Source organism: Actinokineospora fastidiosa, assembly GCF_014648415.1.
Classification (GTDB): Bacteria; Actinomycetota; Actinomycetes; order Mycobacteriales; family Pseudonocardiaceae; genus Actinokineospora; species Actinokineospora fastidiosa.
In genome coordinates this window covers 117,903-141,906 of the sequence record NZ_BMRB01000004.1, presented here as the reverse complement: position 1 = coordinate 141,906, position 24,004 = coordinate 117,903, and the positions used below count along the sequence as shown (strand labels likewise).

The 24,004-nt window shown below is 73.1% G+C and carries 17 protein-coding genes; 6 read left to right on the top strand and 11 right to left on the bottom strand.

The annotated features are described in order from the left end of the window. Window positions 1-9: 9 nt before the first annotated feature. The 6 genes from IEY98_RS22735 to IEY98_RS22710 form a co-directional block, all read right to left on the bottom strand. A complete protein-coding gene (locus IEY98_RS22735; protein ID WP_189212646.1) occupies window positions 10-1,389 on the bottom strand; it encodes an MFS transporter in 1,380 nt (459 codons plus the stop codon). 82 nt (window positions 1,390-1,471) lie between these two features. Continuing rightward, entirely contained in the window at window positions 1,472-2,671 is a 1,200-nt protein-coding gene (locus IEY98_RS22730) for an acetyl-CoA C-acyltransferase (RefSeq protein ID WP_189212645.1), read from the bottom strand. 28 nt (window positions 2,672-2,699) lie between these two features. Next, window positions 2,700-3,461, bottom strand: a complete 762-nt coding sequence (gene fabG, locus IEY98_RS22725) for a 3-oxoacyl-ACP reductase FabG (RefSeq protein ID WP_373292442.1) — start codon at window positions 3,459-3,461, stop codon at window positions 2,700-2,702. A 27-nt stretch (window positions 3,462-3,488) separates the two neighbouring features. Beyond that, complete coding sequence (locus IEY98_RS22720; protein ID WP_189212643.1) at window positions 3,489-4,508, bottom strand: phosphotransferase family protein; 1,020 nt, start codon at window positions 4,506-4,508, stop codon at window positions 3,489-3,491. Next, window positions 4,501-5,277 carry an SDR family oxidoreductase gene (locus tag IEY98_RS22715; RefSeq protein WP_373292440.1) on the bottom strand — a complete coding sequence of 259 codons (777 nt, stop codon included), beginning with the start codon at window positions 5,275-5,277 and terminating at the stop codon, window positions 4,501-4,503. Before IEY98_RS22715 ends, IEY98_RS22720 begins: the two co-directional genes overlap by 8 nt. Window positions 5,278-5,279: 2 nt before the next feature. After that, entirely contained in the window at window positions 5,280-6,467 is a 1,188-nt protein-coding gene (locus IEY98_RS22710) for an acyl-CoA dehydrogenase family protein (RefSeq protein WP_229787340.1), read from the bottom strand. A gap of 146 nt (window positions 6,468-6,613) precedes the next feature. Here IEY98_RS22710 and IEY98_RS22705 point away from each other — a divergent pair, with 146 nt between their 5' ends. Next, window positions 6,614-7,105, top strand: coding sequence for a MaoC family dehydratase (locus IEY98_RS22705; protein ID WP_189212640.1), 492 nt, complete (start codon window positions 6,614-6,616; stop codon window positions 7,103-7,105). Between the two features lie 53 nt (window positions 7,106-7,158). On the opposite strand, the gene IEY98_RS22700 is transcribed toward IEY98_RS22705, so the two are convergent. From IEY98_RS22700 to IEY98_RS22685, 4 genes are all read right to left on the bottom strand, one after another. Beyond that, window positions 7,159-8,241: an acyl-CoA dehydrogenase family protein gene (locus tag IEY98_RS22700; protein WP_189212639.1), complete on the bottom strand. Its 1,083-nt coding sequence runs from the start codon at window positions 8,239-8,241 to the stop codon at window positions 7,159-7,161. Continuing rightward, window positions 8,238-9,419, bottom strand: a complete 1,182-nt coding sequence (locus IEY98_RS22695) for an acyl-CoA dehydrogenase family protein (protein ID WP_189212638.1) — start codon at window positions 9,417-9,419, stop codon at window positions 8,238-8,240. The genes IEY98_RS22700 and IEY98_RS22695 overlap by 4 nt, the downstream gene beginning before the upstream one ends. A gap of 28 nt (window positions 9,420-9,447) precedes the next feature. After that, window positions 9,448-10,632: a lipase family protein gene (locus IEY98_RS22690; RefSeq protein WP_189212637.1), complete on the bottom strand. Its 1,185-nt coding sequence runs from the start codon at window positions 10,630-10,632 to the stop codon at window positions 9,448-9,450. Window positions 10,633-10,864: 232 nt separating this feature from the next. Then, the gene (locus IEY98_RS22685; RefSeq protein ID WP_229787239.1) at window positions 10,865-11,503 is read right to left on the bottom strand and encodes a TetR/AcrR family transcriptional regulator; all 639 of its coding nucleotides are present in this window, start codon (window positions 11,501-11,503) and stop codon (window positions 10,865-10,867) included. Between the two features lie 207 nt (window positions 11,504-11,710). On the opposite strand from IEY98_RS22685, the gene IEY98_RS22680 reads away from it, so the two are divergent. Further along, window positions 11,711-11,860: a hypothetical protein gene (locus tag IEY98_RS22680; RefSeq protein ID WP_189212636.1), complete on the top strand. Its 150-nt coding sequence runs from the start codon at window positions 11,711-11,713 to the stop codon at window positions 11,858-11,860. 402 nt (window positions 11,861-12,262) lie between these two features. On the opposite strand, the gene IEY98_RS22675 is transcribed toward IEY98_RS22680, so the two are convergent. Next, window positions 12,263-12,868, bottom strand: a complete 606-nt coding sequence (locus IEY98_RS22675; protein ID WP_189212635.1) for a hypothetical protein — start codon at window positions 12,866-12,868, stop codon at window positions 12,263-12,265. Window positions 12,869-14,039: 1,171 nt separating this feature from the next. Between IEY98_RS22675 and IEY98_RS22670 the strand changes: the two genes are divergently transcribed. The 4 genes from IEY98_RS22670 to IEY98_RS22655 are packed head-to-tail and all read left to right on the top strand — an operon-like array spanning window position 14,040 to window position 23,991. Then, complete coding sequence (locus tag IEY98_RS22670) at window positions 14,040-19,496, top strand: toxin glutamine deamidase domain-containing protein (protein ID WP_189212634.1); 5,457 nt, start codon at window positions 14,040-14,042, stop codon at window positions 19,494-19,496. A gap of 48 nt (window positions 19,497-19,544) precedes the next feature. Further along, a complete protein-coding gene (locus IEY98_RS22665; RefSeq protein ID WP_189212633.1) occupies window positions 19,545-20,030 on the top strand; it encodes a hypothetical protein in 486 nt (161 codons plus the stop codon). Between the two features lie 55 nt (window positions 20,031-20,085). Continuing rightward, window positions 20,086-22,257: an ADP-ribosylglycohydrolase family protein gene (locus tag IEY98_RS22660; protein WP_189212632.1), complete on the top strand. Its 2,172-nt coding sequence runs from the start codon at window positions 20,086-20,088 to the stop codon at window positions 22,255-22,257. 12 nt (window positions 22,258-22,269) lie between these two features. Further along, window positions 22,270-23,991 (top strand): ADP-ribosylglycohydrolase family protein, encoded by a 1,722-nt coding sequence (locus IEY98_RS22655; protein ID WP_189212631.1) that lies wholly within the window; start codon window positions 22,270-22,272, stop codon window positions 23,989-23,991. The last annotated feature ends 13 nt before the right edge of the window (window positions 23,992-24,004 follow it).

Sequence of the window (24,004 nt, the reverse complement as noted above, 5' to 3'; positions counted from 1 at the left end):
CCTCTCTGATCAGACCGTGCGGACGCCGGGACGGGCGGGTGGACCGGGGACCGCGTGCGGGTCGGCGCGCACGGCGGCGGGGTTGGTCTCGGCCAGCACCCAGGCGCAGACGAGGGTGATGAGCCCCATGGCCGCGATGTACGCCGAGACGAGGGCCGTCGAGCCGGTCTCGGAGATGATCGCGGTCATGATGAACGGGGTGCCGCCGCTGACGGTGACCGACGCCAGCTGGTAGGCCAGCGACACCCCGGAGTAGCGGATGCCGGGCGCCAGCAGTTCGCCGATGTAGGCGGCCAGCGGGCCGTACGTCAGCGACTGGCCGAGCGACCCGACGGCCACGGCGACGGCGATGGCCGTCAGGGAGCCGGTGTCGACCAGCCAGAAGTACGGGAACGCCCACACCACGATCAGCGCGGCGCCCGCCAGCACCACCGGCCTGCGGCCGAAGCGGTCGGACAGCCTGCCCGCCCACAGCACCACCACGGCGCTCACCAGCGCGATCGGCAGCGAGATCGACAGGATGGCGTCGCGGCTCAGGTGCAGCGCCGTCGTGGCGTAGCTGACCACGCCCGCGATGCCGATGTAGAACAGCGCGTTGGTGCCCGCGAGCAGGCCCGCGGCCAGCAGGATCGTGCGCCAGTGGTTCCTGATCGCCTCCGACACCGGCGCCCGGACTACGTCGTCCTGGGACTTCCTGGCCGCGGCCAGCTCGCGGAACTCCCGCGAGTCCTCGACCTTGGCCTGGATGTAGAGCGCGACCGGGAACATCAGCGCGCTGGCCAGGAACGGGACGCGCCAGCCCCAGCTGAGGAACGCGGACTCCGACATGGTCCGGGCCACCACCAGGAACGCGGCGTTGCCGATGAAGACGCCGAACGAGACGCCCATCTGCCCGAAGGTGCCCGCGAAGCCCTTGCGCTTGGGCGATGCGGACTCGGTGAGCAGCAGGACGATGCCGCCCCACTGCGCCCCGCACGCCACGCCCTGCACGAAGCGCAGGGCCACCAGCAGGATCGGCGCGAGCACCCCGATCGTGCCCGCGCCGGGCAGGCAGCCGATGAGGAACGTGCCGAGCCCCATCGCGACCAGGGACGCGACCACGACCTTCTTGCGCCCGTGGCGGTCGCCGAGGTGCCCGGCGATCACGCCGCCGAGCGGGCGGGCCACGAAACCGGCCCAGAACGTGCTGAACGACAGCAGCACGCCGGTCATCGCCGACGCCTGCGGGAAGAACACGGCGGGGAAGACCAGCGCGGCGGCCGTCCCGTAGATGAAGAAGTCGTACCACTCGATCGAGCTGCCGATCAGGCCCGCGAACAGCATCCTGCGCTGTCCCGGCGTGCGCTTGCCCGCTTGCTCTCTCGTCGACTGCGTTGGCGGTGAGGTCATGACCGCTCCTTCGGAGGTCCTGGCGGACAGCGCCGGGGTGATGCCCGTCTTACTTGAATTCTGCGTCAAGTTCAAGTACCGGTCACGCGACGTCGAACAGGCCCGCCGCGCCCATGCCGCCCCCGACGCACATGGTGATCACGACGTGGCGGGCTCCCCTGCGCCTGCCCTCGATGAGCGCGTGGGCGACGAGCCGCGACCCGGTCATGCCGTACGGGTGGCCGACCGAGATGGCGCCGCCGTTGACGTTGAGCCGTTCGGGGTCGATGCCCAGCTGGTCGCGGCAGTGCACCGCCTGGGAGGCGAACGCCTCGTTGAGCTCCCAGAGGCCGATGTCGTCGACGGTCAGCCCGTGCTCCTTGAGCAGCCGCGGCACCGCGAACACCGGCCCCACGCCCATCTCGTCGGGCTCGCACCCGGCCACCGCCATGCCCCGGTAGACGCCGAGCGGCCGCAGCCCCCGCCGCTGCGCCTGGCCCGCCTCCATGAGCACCACGGCCGACGCGCCGTCGGAGAGCTGCGAGGAGTTCCCCGCCGTCACCGTCGACCTGGCCGTGACCTCGCCGTCGGGGAGGACCGTGCGCAGGGCGGCCAGGGTCTCGACGGTGGTCGACGGCCGGTTGCCCTCGTCCCGGGTGAGGACCACCTGCTCCTTGGCGACCTCGCCGGTCTCCTTGTCGACCACGGACCGGACGGCGGTCAGCGGCGCGATCTCCTCGTCGAACCGGCCCGCCGCCTGCGCCTCGGCGGTGCGCCGCTGGGAGAACGCGGCGAACTCGTCCTGGCTCTCCCGGCTGACGCCGTAGCGCTCGGCGACGATCTCGGCGGTGTGCAGCATCGGCAGGTAGATCGCCGGTTTGTTGGCCACCAGCCACGGGTCGGACGCGCGGTGGAGGTTGAGGTGCTCGTTCTGCACCAGCGAGATCGACTCCACTCCCCCGGCGACGACGACGTCCATGCCGTCGTGGACGACCTGCTTGGCCGCGGTCGCGATCGCCATCAGCCCGGACGAGCACTGGCGGTCGATCGTCATCCCCGGGACGGTCGCGGGCAGCCCCGCGCGCAGCGCCGCCTGGCGGGCGACGTTCGGCCCCGACGACCCCTGTTGCAGCGCGCAGCCGAGGACCAGGTCCTCGATCTCGGCGCCGTCGAGCCCCGCCCGCTCCACCGCGTGCGCGATCGCGTGCGCGGCAAGGTGCTGGGCCTGGGTGTCGTTGAACGCGCCGCGGTAGGCCCGGCCGATCGGCGTGCGGGCGGTCGAGACGATGACCGCTTCCCTCATGGGTGTTCCCTTCCTCGTCGGCCCGCCGTCAGGCGGCGGGGCCGCCTGCGACGTAGATGACCTGCCCGGACACGAACCCGGCTCCAGGGCTGGCCAGGAACGCCGCGGCGTGGGCGATGTCCTCCGGCTGGCCCGCGCGACCGACCGGGATCCGCTCCACGGCGAGCTTCTTGAGCTCGTCGAAGTCGACGCCCATGCGCTCCGCGGTCGCGGCGGTCATGTCGGTCTCGATGAACCCGGGCGCGATCGCGTTCACGGTGACGCCGTAGCGGCCCAGCTCGATGGCCAGCGTCTTGGTGAAGCCCTGCAGGCCAGCCTTGGCCGCGGCGTAGTTCGCCTGGCCGCGGTTGCCCAGGGCCGACGTGCTCGACAGGTTCACGATCCGGCCGAAGCGCGCGTCGACCATGTGCCCCTGGACGGCCTTGGACATCAGGAACGCCCCGCGCAGGTGCACGGCCACGACCGCGTCCCAGTCCGCGACGTCCATTTTGAACAGCAGGTTGTCCCGGATGATGCCCGCGTTGTTGACCAGCACCGTCGGCGGGCCGAGCACCTCGGTCACCGTCCCGACGGCCCTGGCCACCGCTGCCTCGTCCGCGACGTCCGCGCCCACCGCGACCGCGCTGCCGCCCGCCCCGGTGATGGCCGCGACGGTGGCGGCGCAGGCCTCCTTGGTCAGGTCGACGACGCCGACGGCCATGCCGTCGCAGGCGAGCCGCCGGGCGATCGCCGCGCCGATGCCGCGCGCTCCCCCGGTCACGATCGCAGTGGTCTTCCCTTGTCCCACAATGACTCCTCGTGCGAAATGGTGGAAATGTCAGACGCAGGCGGCGTCGGCGACCTCGGTGGCCGAGTCGATCAGGGCAGTGATCTGCTCGGCGGTCGCGGTCCCGGCAGCGGCGCGGTTCCTGGGGTCGTCGATGGCGCGGCGCAGGACGCCCTCGCCGATGATGGCGACCTTCCAGAGGCCGAGCGCGTGCCAGAACCCGAGGGCCGCCGGGTCCCGGCCGGTGTGGTCGAGGTAGCCGCTGGCGATCTCGTCGCGGTGCGGGAACCCGGGCAGCACGGAGGCCGACAGCTCACCGCCGACGGCGTCGCCGGGCTCCGGCCAGTAGGCCAGCAGGGTGCCGAGATCGGCCAGCGGGTCGCCCAGCGTGCACAGCTCCCAGTCCAGGACCGCCGTCACCTCGCCGTCGGTCCCCGTGATCACGTTGCGCAGGTGGAAATCCCCGTGGACGAGCGTGGTCTCGCGCTGCGCCGGGATCGCGGCGCGAAGCCGCTCGGTCAACGCCTCCAGCGCGGGCAGCTCCCGTGTCCTGGACCTCTCCCACTGCCTCGACCACCGCGCGAGCTGGCGCTCGGCGTACGGGCGGCGGCTCGCCAGGTCGGCCAGGCCCGCCCGGTCGAGGTCGACGGCGTGGACGCGGGCAAGCGTCTCGCCGAGGGACAGCCCGATCGCGCGACGCCGGTGGAGGCTCAGCCCCTCGGCGACCGCCGGGCCGTCGACCACGACGCCGTCGACGAACTCCATGAGCACCAGCGGCGCCCCGGCGTCGAGGAACACGCCGAGCACCCGGGGCGTCGGGACGTCGGTGTCCTCCAGCGCCGTCAGGATGCGCGCCTCGCGGACGACGTCGTGGGCCGAGGACAGCAAGCGCCCCAGCGGCGGCTTGCGCAGCACCCACCGCCGCCCTGCCCCGTCCGTGAGCCGGAACGTCAGGTTCGACTGGCCGAGCCCGATCCGCTCCACCCGCAGCTCGCCGGAGAACTCGACGCCGATGTCGGCCAGCCACGGCGCGAGCGCGGCGGGGTCGATGCCGAAGCCGCCCTCAGCCATCGCCCGCCGTCCGCGCCTTCATGGCGGTGGCGTCGCCGAGCAGCGCGCCGCCGTCGACCACCAGCGTCTCCCCGGTGATCCAGGAGGCCGCGTCCGAGGCCAGGAACGCGACCGACGCTGCCACGTCGTCGGGCTCGCCGATGCGCCCGAGCGCGAACACGGCGCTGAGCCGGTCCTCGTGGTCGCGCCACAGCTCCTCGGCCAGCCGCGTCCTGACGACCGCGGGCGCTACCGCGTTGACCCGCACGCGCGGCGACAGCTCCAGCGCCAGCTGCCTGGTCAGGTGGATCAGCGCGGCCTTCGTGGCGTTGTAGACGCCCAGGCCCGGCTCGACCGTCATGCCGCCGACGGAGGCGACGTTCACGACCGAGCCGCCGTGCTCGCCCATCCACGCCCGCACCGCGGTCGCCGTCCACAGCAGCGGCCCCCACAGGTTGACGTCGACCGTCTTGGCGAAGCGGGCGTGGTCCTGGTCGACCAGCGGCCCGTGCGCCGGGTTGGTGCCCGCGTTGTTGACCAGGACGTCGAGCCCGCCGAAGCGCTCGACCGCGAACTCCACGCAGCGCCGCGCGGCGTCCTCGTCGGCCGCGTGCGCGGCGAAGCCCACCGCGGTCGCGCCCACCTGCGCGGCGGCGGCCTCGGCCGCCTCCGGCTTGCGGGAGGTCACCACGACGTTCGCCCCGGCGTCGGCGAGCCTGCGCGCCACGGCGAGCCCGATGCCGCGGGAGCCGCCCGTCACCACCGCCGTGCGGCCGGTGAAGTCCTGCACGGTCACGGGCGCGACCCCGTCCACGCGCTCGTCATGCCGGGCTCGCGGTGCTTGCGCAGCTCCCACAGCGCGATCGCGCGCTTGTGCACCTCGTCGGGGCCGTCGGCCAGGCGCAGCGTGCGGAGGTGGGCCCACGCGCTGGCGAGCGGGAAGTCGTCGGTGACCCCGCCGCCGCCGTGCACCTGGATCGCCCGGTCCACGATCTCCAGCGCCATCCTCGGCGCGGCGATCTTGATGGCGGCGATCTCGGTCCGCGCCTCCTTGTTGCCGACCGTGTCCATCATCCACGCGGCCTTGAGGGTCAGCAGCCTGGTCATCTCGATCTCGATGCGGGCCTCGGCGATCCAGTCCTGGATGTTGGCCCGCTCGCTCAGCGGCGCGCCGAAGGTCACCCGGGAGTCCGCGCGCTGGCACAGCATCTCCAACGCGCGCTCCGCCATGCCGATCGCGCGCATGCAGTGGTGAATGCGCCCCGGTCCGAGGCGCGCCTGGCTGATGGCGAAGCCCTCGCCCTCGCCCTTGAGCAGGTCCCGCGCGGGCACGCGCACGTCGGTGAACTCGATCTCGGCGTGGCCCTCCCGGTCGGTGTAGCCGAACACCGGCAGGTTGCGGACGAGGCTGATCCCCGGCGCGTCGATCGGGACGACCATCATCGACTGCTGGCGGTGCGCGGGGGCGTCGGGATCGGTTTTGCCCATCACGATCAGCACGGCGCAGTTCTTGTGCATCGCGTTGGAGGCGAACCACTTTCGGCCGTTGAGCACGTACTCGTCGCCGTCGCGGTCCATGCGCAGCTGGATGTTGGTGGCGTCGGAGCTGGCCACGTCCGGCTCGGTCATGGCGAACGCGGAGCGGATCGTCCCGTCCAGCAGCGGCCGGAGGTACTTCTCCTTGTGCTCGTCGGTGCCGAACAGCGTGAGCACTTCCATGTTGCCGGTGTCGGGCGCCGAGCAGTTGCAGGCCTCCGGCGCCAAGTGGACGCTGCGGCCCATGATCTCGGCCAGCGGGGCGTACTCCAGGTTGGTCAGTCCCGGGCCCCACTCCGGGTGCGGGTGGAACAGGTTCCACAGCCCGCGGCGGCGCGCCTCGGCCTTCAGCTCCTCCATGACCGCCGGGTGGTGGTGCGGGTCGGCGGACTCCAGCATCTGCCGCTCGTAGACCGCCTCGGCGGGATACACCCACTCGTCCATGAAGTCCAGCAGGTCGGCCCGGTACCGCTTCGCGGCGTCGGACACGGGAAACGGGTCCACGCGACCCCTCCACTCACTTGAGGTTGACGTCAAGTTCAAGTATTACTGGACGCGCAGGCCGATTTCAAGAGTCAGGAGAACCACTGATGATCGACACGAGCGCGCTTCCCGTGCGGCCGTCGTCGCTGGCCGAGCTGCGCGGCCTCGTCGGAGCCGAGATCGGGCCGACGGACTGGCACGAGGTGACGCAGGAGCGGATCGACGCCTTCGCCGAGCTGACCGGCGACCGGCAGTGGATCCACGTCGACGCCGAACGGGCGGCCGCGAGCCCGCTCGGCGGCACGATCGCCCACGGCCTCTACAGCCTCTCGCTCGGCCCGGCGATGTCCTATGCGCTGCTTTCGTTCGAGGGCTTCGCGCACTCGCTCAACTACGGCTACGACACGGTGCGCTTCCCCGCCCCCGTGCCGGTCGGCTCGCGCATCCGGATGCGCTCGACGATCCTGGCCGTCACCGAGGTCCCCGGCGGCATCCAGGTCAGGGTCCGGCAGACCTTCGAGCGCGAGGGCGCGGCCAAGCCGATCGTCGTGGCCGAGGCGATCGCCCGCGTTGTCGAGTCCCCGCCGACGGCGGGATGACGGCGTGCTCCCTTCCCGCTCGCAGGGTCAAGCGGGAAGGGAGCACCGGGCGGTCAGGCAGGCGCGGGAACGCCTGCCAGTCCGGCCAGGGCGTCGCGGTGGTCGCCCGCCGCGCCGAGGGCGATCGAGTCCGCCTTGGCGCGCTTGAGGTAGAGGTGGGCCGGGTGCTCCCACGTCATGCCGATGCCGCCGTGCAGCTGGACGCACTCCTCGGCGGCGTGCACCGCCACCGGGGAGCACCACGCCTGGGCCGTCGCCACCGCCGTCCGCGCGGCGTCGGTCAGGCCGCCGGTGAGCTGGTCGGCGGCGTTCCTGGCGACCGCACGGGCGCGCACGACGTCCAGCCACAGGTCCGCCAGCCGGTGCTTGACCGCCTGGAACGACCCGATCGGCCGGGCGAACTGCGTGCGCTCCTTGGCGTAGGCCACGGTCGTGTCCAGACACCACTCCGCGACGCCGAGCTGCTCGGAGGCGAGCAGGCCCGCCGTGTACGCCAGCGCGTACGGGACCGCGTCGGAGGAGTCCGCGACGCGCACCGACTGCGCCGCGCGCAGGGTGACCGTCGCGACCGGCCGGGTCAGGTCCAGCGACACGTCGGTGTCCACAGTGAACTCGGTGACCGCGTGAACGGCGTCGCCGACCGGCACGAGCAGGACGTCGGCGACCTCGGCGCCCGCGACGCAGGGGACGACGCCGGTGAGCCCGCCGTCCTCGGCCACGACGTCGTTCCCCCCGGGCCGGAACGGGTCCGCCGCCAGGGAGACGGCCACCGCGGCCGTCGTGGCGCCCGCCGCCAGGTCGCCGAGGATCTTCCCGGCCTCGCTCGTTCCAGCGCGCAACAGCACCGTGGTCGCGAGCACCGCGCTGGTGAGGAACGGGACCGGCGCGACGGCCCTGCCCAGCTCCTCCAGCACCACGGCCGCCTCCCGCGACGACGCCCCCGCGCCGCCGAGCGATTCGGGCACCAGCAGGCCCGCGACGCCGACGTCGCGCGCCAGCACCCGCCAGAGGTCCCCGTCGTACGGCAGATCGCCCTCGACGCGCGCGAGGACGGTGTTGGCCGAGCACCGGTCGGCAAGCACCGCGCGCACGGCGTCGCGCAGGTCCTGTTCCTGTTCGGTGTAGAGCAGGCTCATCGCGGCAGCCCCTTCCAGGGGACGTTCTTGTCGGTCCTGGGCTCCGGCGGCAGGCCCAGCACCCGTTCGGCGATGACGGTGCGCAGGATCTCCGACGTGCCGCCCTCGATGGAGTTGCCCTTCGCCCGCAGGTAGCGGTAGCCCGCGTCGCGGCCGAACATGTCGACGTCGTCGGAGCGGCGGAACGTCCAGTCGTCGTAGCGCAGCCCGGCCTCCCGGTTCAGCTCGACGTCGAGGCCGGACAGGCGCTGGTTCAGCGTCGAGAAGGCCAGCTTGGCCGCCGACCCCTCCGGCCCGGGCAGCCCGGCGGCGAGCTGCTCGCGGAAGCGCGCCGCCGCCAGCCGGGTGGCCTCCGCGTCGACCCAGAGGGCGAGCAGGCGGCGGTGGAGGTCGTGCGTGCGCAGGTCCGGGCGCGTCCGCCAGGTCTCAAGCACCGGCCCGATCGGCCCGCCGCCCGGCTCGACCGGCTCACCGCCGATGGCGACCCGCTCGTTCATCAGCGTGGTCTGGGCGACCCGCCACCCCTCCCCCACCCCGCCGACGCGCAGGTCGTCGGCGAGCCGGACGGAACTGAGGAACACCTCGTTGAACTCGGCCTCGCCGGTGATCTGGCGCAGCGGCCGCACCTCGACGCCGGGCGCGGCCATGTCGCACACGAAGTACGTCATGCCCGCGTGCTTGGGCACGTCCGGGTCCGTCCTGGCGATCAGGATCCCCCACCGCGCGTGGTGCGCGCCGGAGGTCCAGACCTTCTGCCCGTCGACGACCCACTCGTCACCGTCCCGGACGGCGCGGGTGGCCACCGCGGCGAGGTCCGACCCCGCGCCGGGCTCGCTGAACAGCTGGCACCAGATCTCCTCCCCCGTCCACAGTGGCCGGAGGAAGCGCCTGCGCTGCGCGTCGGTCCCGCAGGCGAGGATCGTCGGCGCGGCCATGCCGAGCCCGACCCCCTGCTTGCCGAGATCCGGCTGCGGCGTGCCCGCGAACTCGGCGTCGACCACCTCCTGCAGGTCGCGGGAGGCGCCGAGGCCGCCGAGACCCTCGGGGAAGTGGACCCAGGCGAGCCCGGCGTCGAACCGCGCCCGCAGGAACCCGACCCGATCGGTGACGTCGCGATGGGCGGCCACGAAGGCGCGCACCCGTTCGCGCGCCGACGTGGCGTCCAACTTGGTACTCATCTCTCTCCTCAGTTCCCGGCCCGGCAGGTCAGGCGCAGTTGCCCCGCGTCGGCGACCCGGCGAAGCGCGCGGCGAGCCAGTCCAGCGCAGGCGACACGCCGAACAGGTAGGCGGTGTGGTGGTCGGCCATGGGGATCGATCGCCACTGCACGACGCCGCCGCGGGCGCACCAGTCGGCGCGCAGTTGCTCGCCGATGGCGTACGGGACGATCGTGTCGTTGGTGCCGTGGTAGACGTAGACGGGCGCGGCCGCGGCCCGCTCGCCCAGGCGGTTGTCGCCGAGGCGCCTGCGCCAGTCGGGCGCCTCCAGCGGGTTGCGCACGGTCAGCTCGTCGATGGACTTGCCCTCCGCGGCGAGCGCGTTCTCGACCACGCAGCCGTTGCGCATGCTCTCGACGAGCGCGCGGCCGTCATCGTTGAGGTAGCTGTCGAGGTCGAGTTCGGGATAGCCCGCGTCGTGGCCGATGGCCGTCATCAGCGACAGCGCCAGGTTGCTGTCCGTGCTGGACGAGGCGAACCGCAGCAGGTCGGCCGGGACGCCGCCGCTCACGACGCCCTTGACGCGCAGCTCGGGGGCATAGGAGCGGGCGAGTTCGGCGGCCCAGCCGCTGGCCTGGCCGCCCTGCGAGTAGCCCATGACCGCGACGGGCGACGTGGCGTCCACCCCCGCCCGCCGCGCCTCCGGCAGCCGCTGGGCGGCGCGGGCGGCGTCGAGCACGGCGGCGCCCTCGGCCCGCCCGATCATGTAGGTGTGGTCGCCGGGCGTGCCGAGGCCCTGGTAGTCGGTGACCACGACGGCCCATCCGCGCTCCAGCGCGCCGTTGAGGACCACCGCCTCGAAGCTGCTGCCGTCGGCCAGCTTCGCCGAGGGGGCGCACTGATCGCCCATGCCCACCGTGCCGAACGCGTAGGTGAGCAGCGGGCGGACGCCGTCGCGGCCGTCCAGCGGGACGATCACGGTGCCGGAGACGATGTCCGCCTTCCCGCCCGCGCCCGTGGAGCGGTAGTGGATCTTCCACGCCGCCGTCGCGGTCGGGATGCCCGGCGGGAGCCGGAACGCCGACGGCTCGGCGCTCACGATCTCTCCCGGGTTTCCTGCGCCTCCTGGCCTTCCCGCTACTGACTGCGCCTCGGCGGCGGCGAGTCCGGTCACGGGCAGCAAGGCGGCCGTCAAGCAGGCGATCACCATCCGGGCCTTGTTCGCGTGTTTCATGTGCGCTCCTTTGCGCTCTGCAGGGTTCGCCCGGTCCACCCGACGCGACGCCCAGCTCGTCGGCCGCGGGACCGCAGGCACCCCATGCAACCGCCCGGCGGCGGACGACTCAATACTTGAGCTTGACGTCAAGTTCAGAAAGTTGCATTCGCGAACACCGACGAGCGCGTGCGGCGGCGTGCGCTCTGATTACGGTGCGAACAGCGCGGTCACCCGACCGGCGCGCGTGGGATCAGGAGTCGATGCGGAGCGCGTTGAACCAGATCCGGTTCACAGTGCCGACGAGCTTCTCGAACCCGATCGGGATTTTGGCGACATAAACGATATACGCCATGCGGCTGACCATCGCCGAAAGGGCGAGCGCGGTCACGAAGGGATCCAACTCGGGGTCGGCGTTGCCCTGTTCCTGCAAATCGCTGATCATCTTCGCGTTGCGCTTGCCGAAGGCGACCGCGCGTTCCCTGCGGAGTTCGGAGAACTTCTCGTTGATCTGGGCGACCTGCTCGAACAAGGCCATCAGCCGCGAGTTGCGCTTGTATGCCTGGAGATAATCCCGGTTGGCCGCGTCGATGAGCGCCCGAGGATCGCTCTCCCCGGTGCGCTCGCGCAGGTGGGGGTGCAACATCTCCTCCTGCACCACCTCGACCAGCGCGGCGAAGATCTCTTCCTTGTCATTGAAATAGGTGTAGAACGACCCGGAAGCGACGCCCGCGGCCTTCGTGATATCGGTGATCCGGGCCTCGACATACCCGTCCCGCTCGAAAACCTCACGCGCCGCCGCGATAAGCGCCTGCTTGGTCCGGATCCCCCGCCTGCTCCTCGGCGTGATCCTCGCGGGCCGCTCGTCGTCAGTCGCTTCCGAAGGATTCACTGCGGTCGTTCACCTTTACCCGGTCACTCGGCTGGTCGAAGGGTAGCAGCCAAGCCCTCCACCACCCGGGACGCGGCGCGATGGCCCTGGTCGTGCGCGAGGTCACTGGGCGTCGGCGACTATCTCGGCTGTTCTCGCCGTGGGGGCAGATCACTTGTGCCATCCTGTGGCTGTCAATCACCCAGACGGATACAGGGGTAGCACGTGATGACGCCCGACGAGGGGACGCGGGAGTCCGGGACCATGGCGACCGAGGCGCGGGTCGACCGCGCCGCGGTGCGGTGGGCGGGCGCGTCCTGGTCGGGTGAGGCGGGCTTCGGTCCCGCGCGCCGGTGGATCGTGGCTGATGTCGCGTAGGCACGGCGGTTCCTCGGGGGGTTCGTCCAGCGGGAGCCACAACGGGTCGTCATCGGGCGGGTCCTCGCCCGGGGGCGGGTCATCGGGGTCCGGTTCGCCGGGAATGGCGTCCGGCCAGGGCTCCAAGATGGATCCCGACGCCGTCGACTCCGTCGGCAGCCGGATCACCGACCGTGGCAACCAGATCAGCAACGGCATCGCGTCCAGGCTGAACCTCGGCGCGTCGGCGAACAGCGCGGGCGTGTTCGGCCAGGTCGCCATGGTGAAGGCCGACGAGGCAATCAAGACGGCCCGCCAGGGCGCCGAACGCGCGGCGGTGGCGGCGGAGTCCAGCGGCCAGAAGGTCAAGCAGTCCGCCCAGGCGGCCCGCGACACGGACCAGTCGAATGCGAGCCGGGTCCGTCAGTCCGGTAACGGCCTGGGCAACTCGGCCCCCCAGGCCAGCGGCGGCAGCGGTCCCGCCCGCACCAGCTCGTCGGGCGGCACGGCCAGCCCGAGCGGCACGTCCCGCCCGACCGGAGGCACGTCCGGCCCCACCAGCTCATCGCGGCCCGGCCCGTCGACCGGCCCGACCACCACCTCCCGCCCCACCGGGGGGACGACGGGCCCGACCAGCACCTCCCGCCCCGGCCCGACGGCAGGCCCGAGCAGCACGTCCAAGCCCAGCGGCGGCACCACCGGCCCGACCAACACCTCGCGGCCAGGCCCCACAGCGGGCCCGACCGGGACTTCGCGCCCCAGCGGCGGCACGACGACCCCCACGAACCCGTCCCGCCCCGGCCCGCCCACCTCCGGCCCGTCGTCCAACCGCCCCGGCGGAACGCCGACAAGCCCCACCAACGCCCGCCCGGGCACACCAGCGAACCCGACCGGCGGCTCCAGGCCCGGCGGAACACCCCCCAGCACCACGGCGAGCGCACCCAACACGGCCAGGCCCGGCGGCACCCCGCCCAGCCCGACCGGAGGAGCGCCGAGCACCCCGCGCCCCGGCGCGCAGGCGACGCCCACCAGCGGAACCCCAGCCAGCGCAACCAACACCGCACGCCCCGGCACGCCTGCAAACCCCACGGGCGGAACGCCGAACAACACCGCACGCCCCGGCGCCCAGGCGACCCCCACCAGCGCAACCCCCACCGCACGACCGGGGGCGACGGCAAACCCCACCAACGGCACACCGAGCAACCCCGCACGCCCCAGCGGAACGCCGAACCCCACCGGCGGAACGCCGAACAACCCCGCACGCCCTAGCGGAACGCCGAACCCGGCCGGGGGGACGCCGAGCAACCCCTCTCACCCCGGCGCGAATCCGGCTAGCGGGACACCCGCTAACCCCGCACGCCCCGCCGCCACGGCGAATCCGGCCAGCGGGACGCCCATCAGCGCTACCAGCACCTCGCGTCCGGGCACGACGGCGAATCCGATCGGGGGGACGCCTCCGAGCGCGAGCAACCCCGGTTCGCCTGCGAATCCGGCCAACGGGATGCCGTCGACGTCCCGGCCCAGTGCGACGGCGGGGCCGGGTGTGGTTGGGCCTCACGCTGGGCAGCCTGGGGCCCCGAACCCCGGGAACCCGGCGCAGCAGGGTGGTGCGCCCCGGGCTGGGGGGCCGGGATTCGGCGCGCCCGGCCCTGGGCGGCCGCCTGCTGGTCTGACGCCTGGTCAAGGCCCGTCACGTCCGGCGGGTGCACCGCCCAACCCGGGCGGTGTTCCGCCTCGCTCGAACGTTCCGCCTGCCGCGAACCACCAGCCTGGTGGCGGGCGTCCTGGCCCGGCCGTGAACCAGCCGGGCGCAGGGGCGCCGGGTGGTCGTCCGGCTGGCCCGCCGCCGGGGTATCCGCCTGCCGGTCAGCAGCGTCCGCCCGCGGGGCCCTTCCCCGGGCAGCAGCCGGGCGGCCGGGGGATGCCGCCGGGGAACATGGTGTTCCGGGGCGCTCCGCCCCCGGGGCAGACCGGACAGCACCGGCCGCCCGCCAACCCGCCGCAGCCCGGCCGCCCGATGCCGCCCGGATACACCCAGCAGCCCCAGAACGCGCCGTTCCACAATGGACAGCAGGGTGGCCACCCGCCGATGGGCACGCCCCCGCGCGGTCCTGTGGGCCCGGGCGGTTACCCGCCGCCTCAGGGGAACGGGCAGGGTTTCCCTCCCAACCAGCCACTCGGCCGCCAGACGCCCCCCGGCATGCCGCCGCACGAGCCGCCGCGCCAGGGCTACAACCCGGGCCAGCCGCACCCCGGCCAGCCCCCGGTCCAGCAGCAGCCCGGTCAGCCCTCCGCCCAGCCGCAGCAGCCCGGTCAGGCCCCGGCCCAGTCGCAGCCCGGTCAGCCCTCGGTCCAGCCGCAGGCCGGTCAGGCCCCGGTCCAGCCGCAAGCCGGTCAGCCCTCGGTCCAGCCGCAGCCCGGCCAGCCCTCGGCTCAGCCGACCGCCCCGCCGTCCCGCCCCGAGCAGTCGACCCCCGTCGACCGCGACATCGCCACCCCGTCGCGCCTCGCGGACGCTCTCCGGCAGGGGGACGCCCGCCCGTCCACCCCGCCCCCGGCAGGCACCCCCCGTCCCGCCGACACCCCGTGGCAGGACACCCGCCCCCGCCCGACCGCTCCGGACGCCACCAACCCCAAGCCGCCCGCCGACCAGCCAGCCGACCCGACCCAGCGCCCGGACACCGACCAGGACCAGCGCACCGACAACCAGCCAGGAGGCTCCTCCGACAACCAGTCGGCCCAGCGCACCGACGACCAGCAAGTCCAGCCCAGCGACCCGTCGGCCCAGCGCCCGACGGACGAGCCCGACCAGCGCCAGGACGAGGAGCCGGACCAGTCCCCGTCGGACATCCAGGCCGACCAGCGCCCGGACAACCAGCCGGACCAAACCCCTGGCACCGACTCGGACCCAACCGCTGGCACCGACCCAGGGCGGGACTCGGAGTCCGAGACCGACGAGCGGCCCGGCGACCGCCCGGACCAGACCCGCGACGCCGACCAGCGCGCCGACACGGAGCCGGAGCAGCGGTCGGACGAGCCCGCCGACGAGCCCGACCGGCGCGACGACGTCGAGCCGGACCAGCGAGCCGACGACGACCGGGACCAGACCCCCGACACCGACCCGGACCGGGCCGCCGACGGCCCAGGGCAGCGTCAGGACGACCCGGAGCAGCGTCAGGATGCGGAGGCCGACCAGCCCACCGGTGACCCGGACCAGCGCCGAGACGCCGAGGCGGACCAGCGGCCCGACGAGTCGTTCCTGAAGGATCCCGACTACCGGACCGACGATCCCGAGAACTTCCGCCAGATGCGGGACACGCTGCTCAACAGCGTCGTCCGCGAGAACGGCGAGTTGCGGTACGACCAGATTCGCAGGGAGGCGCTCAACGCCCGGGACGCCAATCCCGACTTCGCGCACATGTCCGACCTCGGCGCCGTCGCCGTGCGGACCTATACGCACAACGAGGGGTTCGCGGAGCTCAATCGGGCGCTGCGCACCGGGGAGGATCTCGACCAGCAGCTCGGTTACGCCAAGACGCTGGTCTCCGGGCTGAACGAGCTGCCGCCGCACGTCGGGCCGACCGTGCGGTTCATGGGGGTCGGCGAGGGGCCGGACGGCGCCAGGATGCTGGCCGACCAGTTCCCGGTCGGCAAGGTCTACGTCGAGCCCGGGTTCATGAGCTCGTCGAAGGTGACCGCCAGCCAGCAGAAGGCGCTGACGGACTCCGCCCCCGTCGAGCTGCGCCTCACGACGCGCACGGGCCGCGACATCGAGGGGCTGTCCTCCAAGCCGCACGAGCGTGAGGTGCTGTCCAAGCCGCGCACGCAGCTCCTGGTCACCAGCAAGGAACTCGTCACCACGCCGGACACCGTCAACCCCGACGGGTCGGTCACCAAGGGGCAGAGCAAGTGGGTCATCCACGCCGAGGAGATCACCCCGGACCACCCGCAGTGGCTCTCCCCGAACGAGGTCGACCAGCGCATCGAGGACCAGCGCGCCCAGACGAGGGCGGCCGAGGACGCGCGGGGCAACTACCTCGCCGACGCCCTCGACCCGCTCGGCCTGCACAAGGACAAGGCGGTCGAGTCCACACAGGACACCCCCGTCCACCAGCAGCCCGAGCTCTACAAGCCTGACGACGGCTGGGGCTCGCTCGACCGTCCAACCGACACACTGCCGACCCCGGCGCTGCACCACGACACCGTCGCCACGGAGGAGTCCGACGGCAGCCCGCAGCGCCAGCGCCGCCTGCTGGACGAGATCGCCCCCCAGCTGGAGGGCGTCAACCCGAAGTTCTTCGAGTCCGACCCGGCGTACCGGTCCAACGACACCGAGTCGCTGCTGGCCTACGAGAACCGGATGGCGCACGACTCCCAGGCGGCCGCCGACCCGCGTCCGGACGGCCACCCGATGCACGACCCCGCCGTGCAGCGCGACACCCTGCGGAACCAGCTCGGCGGCGAGTGGACCGGCCACAACTCCCTCGCCGACGCGGTCGACAGCGCGCGCGACCTCCCGGTCGGTTCCCGCACCGCGCTGTCGGTCGAACACGTCGACCCGGGCCCGCCGCCGTCCCAGAAGCACTCGATGCTGCTCGCGCTCAGCACCGAGCACGGCGTCGCGCTGATCGACCCGGCGAGCAACCGGCTCGCCACGGTCCCCAACCAGACCTCGTCGGTCCAGTCGCTGCCGTACCACACCGGCGACGGCCCGGTGCACCCCGACAGCCGGGCCGCCCGCGCGGAGAGCGGCCCGTCCGCCATCGAACAGGCGCTCGGCGGCCCTGCCCGGTCCGACGACCCCCGGCCGCCCGCGCAGGCGCCCTCCGCCTCGATCGGCGACCGCCTCGGCGGCAAGGAGGACCCGACCGGCTACGCGGGCGCCGCGGAGCCCGGGGGCCACCACGCCCCGGACAGCCCCGGCCAGTCCACCGCCCGGTTCGACGAGCAGTCCCCGGGCCGCCACGACTGGTCGCCGCTGGCCCAGGCGACGAACCCGCCGAGCGAGCCCGCGATCCACGCGGGCACGGCCAACCCGGAGCAGGACGCCCGGTACATCGCCGAGCGCCACCCGGAACTCGCGGGCGTCAACCCGCACTACCACGACCAGGACGCGCGGGAGAACGGCTACCAGACCAACTGCACCAACAGCGTCGTCGCCCACATGCAGCGCATGGCGGGCATCGACGCCACCGCCGACCCGATCCCGCCGGACCGCCTGCACGAGCTGGGCACCCTGGACCGCGTCCAGGACGCGCTGGGCGGCAGGTTCGAGCAGCACAGCGACTACGACAGCGTGATCCGCACGATGCGGGACACCCCGCCGGGCAGCCACGCCGTCGTCGCCGTGCAGTACACCGACCCGTCCGGGGAGACCCGCGGCCACGTCGCGATCGTCACCAACACCGAGCACGGCGTGGCGTTCGTCGACCCGCAGACCGGCGGCCTGATGACCCTGCCGCACCCGCCCCAGCGGCTGGACCTGCTGCCGGTCGACCTGTCGCAGGTCGCCGAGCGCGCCGACACCGGGACCCAGGCCGCGCAGACGCCCAGCACCACACCCGACCAGAGGACGCCCGACCAGAAGACCCCTGACCAGGGCACCCCCGACCGGAACACCGGCGACACCAGGTCCGACCCGGCCGACCGCCACGGCTCCGCTCCCCAGCAGGACCGGACGCCCGGCTACGGTTCCGCGCCCGACACGCCCCAGACCGGATCCGACCGGAGCAGGCCGGAGTCGGTCGACGCGGCGATGCAGGCCGCGGCGCAGACCCGCACCGACACCGGCGAGGTCGACACCGAGGCCGCGGCCGCGCTGATCAACAGCCTGCCGAGCCTGCCGGACGGGTCGGAGGCCTCGATCCGCGCGCTGGCCGGGTCGGTGTTCAGCGGGGACGTGACGCTGGAGCCGATCGGCGGCCGCGACGGCCGCGTCCGCACCGAGCGCCCGGTGTACCGGGTGCTCGTGGACGGCGAGCCGGTCGGCGTCGTCAAGATCGTCCCCGACAGCGCCGAGTTCGCCGCCGAGCTGTCGTCCGCCGAACGGCTCACCAACGCCGACCTCACCGGCTTCACCGTGCCGGACGTGATGGCGGTCGCCTCGGTGCCCGGGCAGGACGGGGACCGGCGCGGCGTGCTGTTCTCCTCGCTGGCGCCCGGCGAGTCCGTCGACACGATGCTGCGCAGGGTCCCGCTGTCCTGGGACCGCGACGGCGCGATGTCCGACCTGCGCGACGCGGTCACCGGGGTCGCCCGCGGCATGGCCGAGCTGCACCGCGGCGACGACCGCACGGCGTCCCCGGACTACCTGGCCCCGCACGCCGACGCGATCCGCGAGCACCTCGACCGGCTGGAGGCCCGGCGCCCGATCCTGGACCGGCTCGGCATCGACGTCGACGCCATCCGCACGGCGATGAACGACACGCTCGACGCCGCCGCTGCCGACCCTGGCCCGGCGAGCCTCGCCCACGGCGACGCCCACCTCGGCAACTTCCTGTGGGACCCGACCGAGGGCACGAGCGTCATCGACGCGCCGACCATGCACCAGTCGATGGACTCCACGGGCGCGCCCACCGGCTCATCGGCGCGCGACGTGGCGCTGTTCGACCAGCGCATCGGCCACTTCGGCCACGAGTTCGGCCTGTCGAGGAGCGAGATCAACCAGCTGCGCACCGCGTTCGCGGAGACGTACGCCAACAACGGCGGCCCCACCACGCCGCCGCACGTGCGCGCGATGTTCGACGCCCGCGCGGCCCTGCACCGCCTGGTCCGCTCCGTCGAGCGCTTCGAGAACCGCCCGGAGCCGCGCAGGCAGCCCGACATCGGCGCGGCGGCCTCCGCCCTTGAGGACGCGCTGGGCCTGGACACCACGACGGCCGACGAGGTCGCCAACGGCTTCGCGGGCGAACTGCCCGGCACGCCGGAGTTCCGCCGGTCCTGGGTGGCGATCGACAACTTCCGCAGCTACATGGAGCGCACGGCGAGCCCGGAGGTGCGGGAGCGATTCCAGGCCGAATTCGCCGACCGCATCGCCAGCCTGCAATCGGAGCAGACCGCGGAGTTCAAGAAGCTGTGGAAGGGTCTTTTCCGCAGCAAGTCCGACGAGTACTCGCTCACGCCGGAAGGCGCGGCCATGGCCGAGGGCGTCATCGACGGTTTCACCGAGGAATCGAATCGGCTGCTGCGGGACCTGGCCGCGTTCGCGAACAGCACGGGAGTGCCGGAACTGGCCGAAGGCAGGGCGGAAGGCACGATCGACCGCGAGGGCACCGAGGCATGGCGGGAATCGTTCCGGGAGGTCCAGGCCACGATCGACCGGGTGCTGGAGGACTTCGACTACCGGGGCAACAAGATCGGGTACATCGGCAGCATGCAGACGGGCTGGCGGGGAGCGCACAAGGGCAAGACCCGCTTCGACCCCAATGACTTCGACGTCGACCTGTACGTGGTGGTCGACCGGGAGACCTTCGACGAGCTCGCCCGGCAGAACCCGACCCTCGACATCGACGACGACAAGATCATGCCGGACGGCCGCAGGCCGAGGGATATCGCCCGCCTGGGAATCAGAATCGGCGAAGCGCTCAAGGACGCCTTCCCGCATGTCAACGGAATCGAGGATTCGGTGATCGCCATCCGCGCTGTGGAGCCGTGGTGAGCCGACTAGGATACCCGCGGCGCGTTCCGCCACGTGAAGGAGAAGCGAGTGCATAGGCGGCAGGAGATCAGCCTCAACGTGCGTGCGGACACGGATGACGAGATGACGCAGGTGGCCGAACGCGTCGGGCAGGCCCTCGGCTGCACGTTCGCCGAAGGCGAATACAACAAGTGGTACGCCGAGGTCGCCGAGGTGTTCGGCCTCAAGCTCTCGCTGGTGCCCGTGCACGGAATCGGCGGCAGGAAAGTGGCCAAGCTGGTGAGTTCGATCGCCGAGAAGGGCTTCCTGTTCGCCCCGGACGGCAGCGACGATGTCGAGTACGACGACGTCGACATCAGCGCCTACATCGTCGACCTCCTGACCATTCGCACCGGACTCCGGTGGTACGCGCCCACCGCGGAGGACCGCGCGGCGGAGATGAAGGGGGTCGCCGCGTTCGACGACTGGCTCGGCCAGGTGGGACCGCGGACCACCATCGACGAGGAAGAGGAATTCCCCGGCAGGCCGCGGTTCGGCCCCCGCCCCGAGCGGTAGGCACACGAGATCACCGGAAGCCGGAGCGGTCCGGACAAGGGGGAAGGATCAGGGAGTGGACGCGGCTGATGCGGTCGCCAGGGTCGAGGCGTGGCTCGGCGAGTTGAACCGGGCGGCACCGGGCAATCCGGTGCGGGTCGACCCGGGTGCGGTGGTGCGCAACCCGGAAGGGTGGTACGTGCCGTACAACTCGATCGCCTTCCTGGACGACGGGCAGGCCGGGCGGCAGATCTTCCCGCCCCCGGCGATCATCGTCCGGGAACCGGACGGTGAGCTGCGTTTCGCGCACCCGTACGCCGGTGGCGTCAGCAGCCCGGTCCGCCTGCCGGGGCAGCCGTTCGAGCAGGAGGACGTCGACCCGTACTACGCCGAGTCCGGACTCGGGCGGCTGGGCGTGCCGCGCACGGTCGTCCTCGGCTGGCGGCGGCTGGACGCCGCGGGCAACCAGATCGGCTACCGGCTCAACCCCGACTACCGCCCCGGCCCGCTGCAGCGCGGCTTCCCGGCGCCGGAGAACCAGGTCGAGACGCTCGTGCTGTTCGCGCAGCAGGGCTGGATCGACCGCGACATGCTCCTCGCCGGGCTGGTCGAGTCCGAGGTGTTCCTGGAGGCCAGCGCCCCGCACGAGCTGGACCTGCGGCAGTTCGACCAGACCCGCAGGGAGCTGCGGGTCTTCGCCGCCAGCAGGCATCTGCCGCCGGACGCGCGGGCGTCCCTCCGGTACGACATGGCCACCCTGTTCGAGCACACGCCCGACCCCGACACCACCTATCTCCTCAACATCGGCTGGACCGAGGTCCCCGTCCCCAGGCGCGAACTGGCGCAGACCCTGGCGGTGCTCCCCCGCCGCGCGCCGAGGGTCCACGAGACCGGCATGGTGGAGGAGCTGACGCCCGAGCTGGAGGAGCTGGCGGCGCGCACCGCGGCGGAGGCGGGGCTGCCCGAGCCGGAGCGGATGCCGCCGCAGGCGGGGCCGGACGCCCGGCGCCGCGGCTATGAGCTGACCTTCCAGGAGTGCTGCGACACGGTCCGGGCCGTCAACTGGCTCAAGCTGCCCGATCCCGACGTGGCGCCGCCGTCCCAGCAGATCGCGCGCACCAACCGGTACCGCGCCGACGGCAGCACGTACCCGGTGGTCGACACGTTCGGGAAGTACCAGCTGGAGCCCATCGAGGAGGTCCGCTACGGCTGGCACCGCGTCGTCGGCGCCTACGTCGGGTTCGCGATCGGTGAGGCGCTCGGCTCCGCCGTGGACGGCCTGACGCTGGAGCGGATCCACGAGGAGCACGGGCCGGGCGGCCTCAACGGGTACGGCGACCCGTACGGCAGGCCGGGCCGGATCGGGCCGCTGACGCAGCAGCTGCTGTTCCTCACCGAGGGCGTGATCCGCAGCCCGTACCGCGGCGAGCCGTCCGAGGAGCTGTCCCTGCGCCGGGCCGTCCAGCACGCGTGGTGCCGCTGGGTGAACACGCAGGGCGTCCCGTGGCCGAAGGCCGACGGCCTGCTGTCGGCCATCTTCGAGCTGCGCGCCTCCCGCGACCCGGACCCGGCGGAGTTCGCCGCCGCCCGCGCGCTGGTGCTGGGCACGCCGCAGCCGTCCATCCGGGGCGCGGGCGTGCTCGTGGCCGCGCTGCCCGCGGCGCTGACGCTGGCGGGCTCGGAGACCGGGTCGGCGGCCAGGGCGGCTCGACTGGCCGCTGGCGTGCTGTACCGCGACGAGACGGACCTGGACGCCGTGGCATACCTGGCGACGGTGTTTCAGGGGATGCTGACCAAGGAGACCTACAGCGCGCCCGCCTGGGTGATCGGCCGCGAGGTGCTGGGCCCGGAGTCCGACGGGATCGCCGCGATGGTGGCCGAGTCGATGCCGGACTTCCGGGCCGGGCAGGCGGACTACCGGGACCCGGAGCAGATCGGGGACGGCCGCTCGGCGCTGTCGGTGCTCGGCCGGGCGTTCGCCGCGATCACCGGGTTCGAGAACCGGCCCGCGATCGCGCTGCGGCGCGCGGTGAACCACTCCGGGCGCAGCGCGCTGACCGGGGCGCTCGTCGGCGCCTTCCTCGGCGCCCGCACCGGGCTGCCCGGCCTGCCCGCTGAGCTGCGCCGGCCGCTGGAGTTCCGCGCGCTGATCGAGAACCTCGCCACCGACGCCGTCTGTCAGTTCGACCGCACGCCCCCGCCGCTCACCCGGTCGGACGACTGGCTGCTGCGGTATCCCCGTGGGTGACCTGGAGTGACCATGCCCGACATCGTGTACGGGGAGCTCCCCGTCGTCGACACCGAGTGGGACGGGCAGGCGCTGCCCGGCGAGCCCACCCCGGTCCGCGCGATCCTGCGCTGGGAGCAGGTGCCGGTCGACGCCCGGTGGCTGCCCAACGGCCCCGCCCGGCCGAACCCCGACTACGTGGACGGCTACCGCTGGATCGGGTTCCCGGCCCCGGCGAACCGGCTGGAACTGCTCGTCGGCTACCTGCGCAGGCAGTGGATCACCCGCGAGACCTTCCTGCGGCACGTCCTGGACTGCGAGGTGTACCTGCCCGCGGAGATCGACTCCGCGCGAGGCCCGGTGACCGTCCCGGTGGCCGGTTCGCTGGACAGGGTGCCCAGGCTCTACCCCAAGGTCGTGCGCACGCAGCTCAAGGTGTGGCGCCGCACGGCCGATCGGCGCCACTCCGCGGTGATCGAGCTGGGCGGCAAGCCGTTCAACTGGCCGATCAGCTCCGCGGAGCTGTTCGAGACCCCGGAGTCGGACACCCCGGAGGTCGAGCCCGCCGAACTGGTGCTCCCCGAGTTGGAGCCCGGCGTGGCCTGCGCCGATCTGAACCGGGCCGCGGAGAAGGCCCGCGCGGGCGGCCGGGGCTTCTCGGTGGCCGAGGCGCGCGTTTTCGGCAAGGCGGCGCGGGTCTGGCGGGACAACCTGGAGCGGCGCCGGGCGGGTCAGCCGGAGAGCTGGCCGGACGACCTGCGGTCAGCGGGGCTGATCGAGCGGTACGACGCGGACGGCGTGGCGCGGCCGCGGCCGTGGAACTTCGGCAAGTTCGGCGAGCAGGTGCCGAACAGCGTCTTCTCCGCCTTCGCGCTGTCCGGCGCGTATGTCGGCTTCGCGCTCGGCGAGGCGGTCGGGCTGCTCGCGGAGGCCGGGCGGCATCCCGACGGTGTCCCGTTGCGGTGGGGCGTCCTGACGCGTCACCTGCTGGCCCAGTCGGTGGCGGTGATCCGCAACTTCTCCGACGGCGTCACCGCGATCCCCGCGACGCTTCCCGTCGAGGGGGAGCCGAGCTGGCTGACGGCCGTGCTCGGCGCGGAACTGCCGCCGCTGTCCGGGATCGCCGACCTGCTCACCACGGCGCTGCCCGCCACGGCCGCGGCCAACGGCCGGGTCCACCAGTCCCCGGACTTCGGCGTCGCGGTGGCCAGGTCGCTGTGCGGCCCCGTCGTCGACGAGGGCGCGGGCCCGAGCATCGACCTGCTGGTCCGGGTGCTCCACAAGATGCTGGACCACGAGTTCCGCTGGCCCGCCTGCATCCCGTTGCGCGACCTCGCGGGCGAGGATTTCCCGCTGGCCCAACCGATCCTGGACCTGCGCGCCGACCGCGGCGCGGACGACGAGGACCAACTGGACTCCCTCGGCGACGGCCACTCCCCCGACTCGGTCCTGTCCCGCGCCCTCCTCGCCGCAGCCAAGCGCGACTACGACCCGACGACAGCCCTCCTGGCGTCGGTGACCCACTCCGGCAACCGCCCGTTGACCGCCGCCATCACCGGCGCTCTGCTGGGCGCCCGCCACGGCATCGCGGGCCTCCCCTGGGTCACGTCCCTGGCCCACCTGGGCGTCCTGGAGACCATGGCCGAGGACATGTACCAGAACTTCGCCCTCCACGGCATCTGGCGCGAGAGCCGGTCCGACCGCGAGAACTGGCGCCGCCGCTACTGGCCGGACGCGGACCCCGTCGAGGTCTGAGACGGCGGCGGGC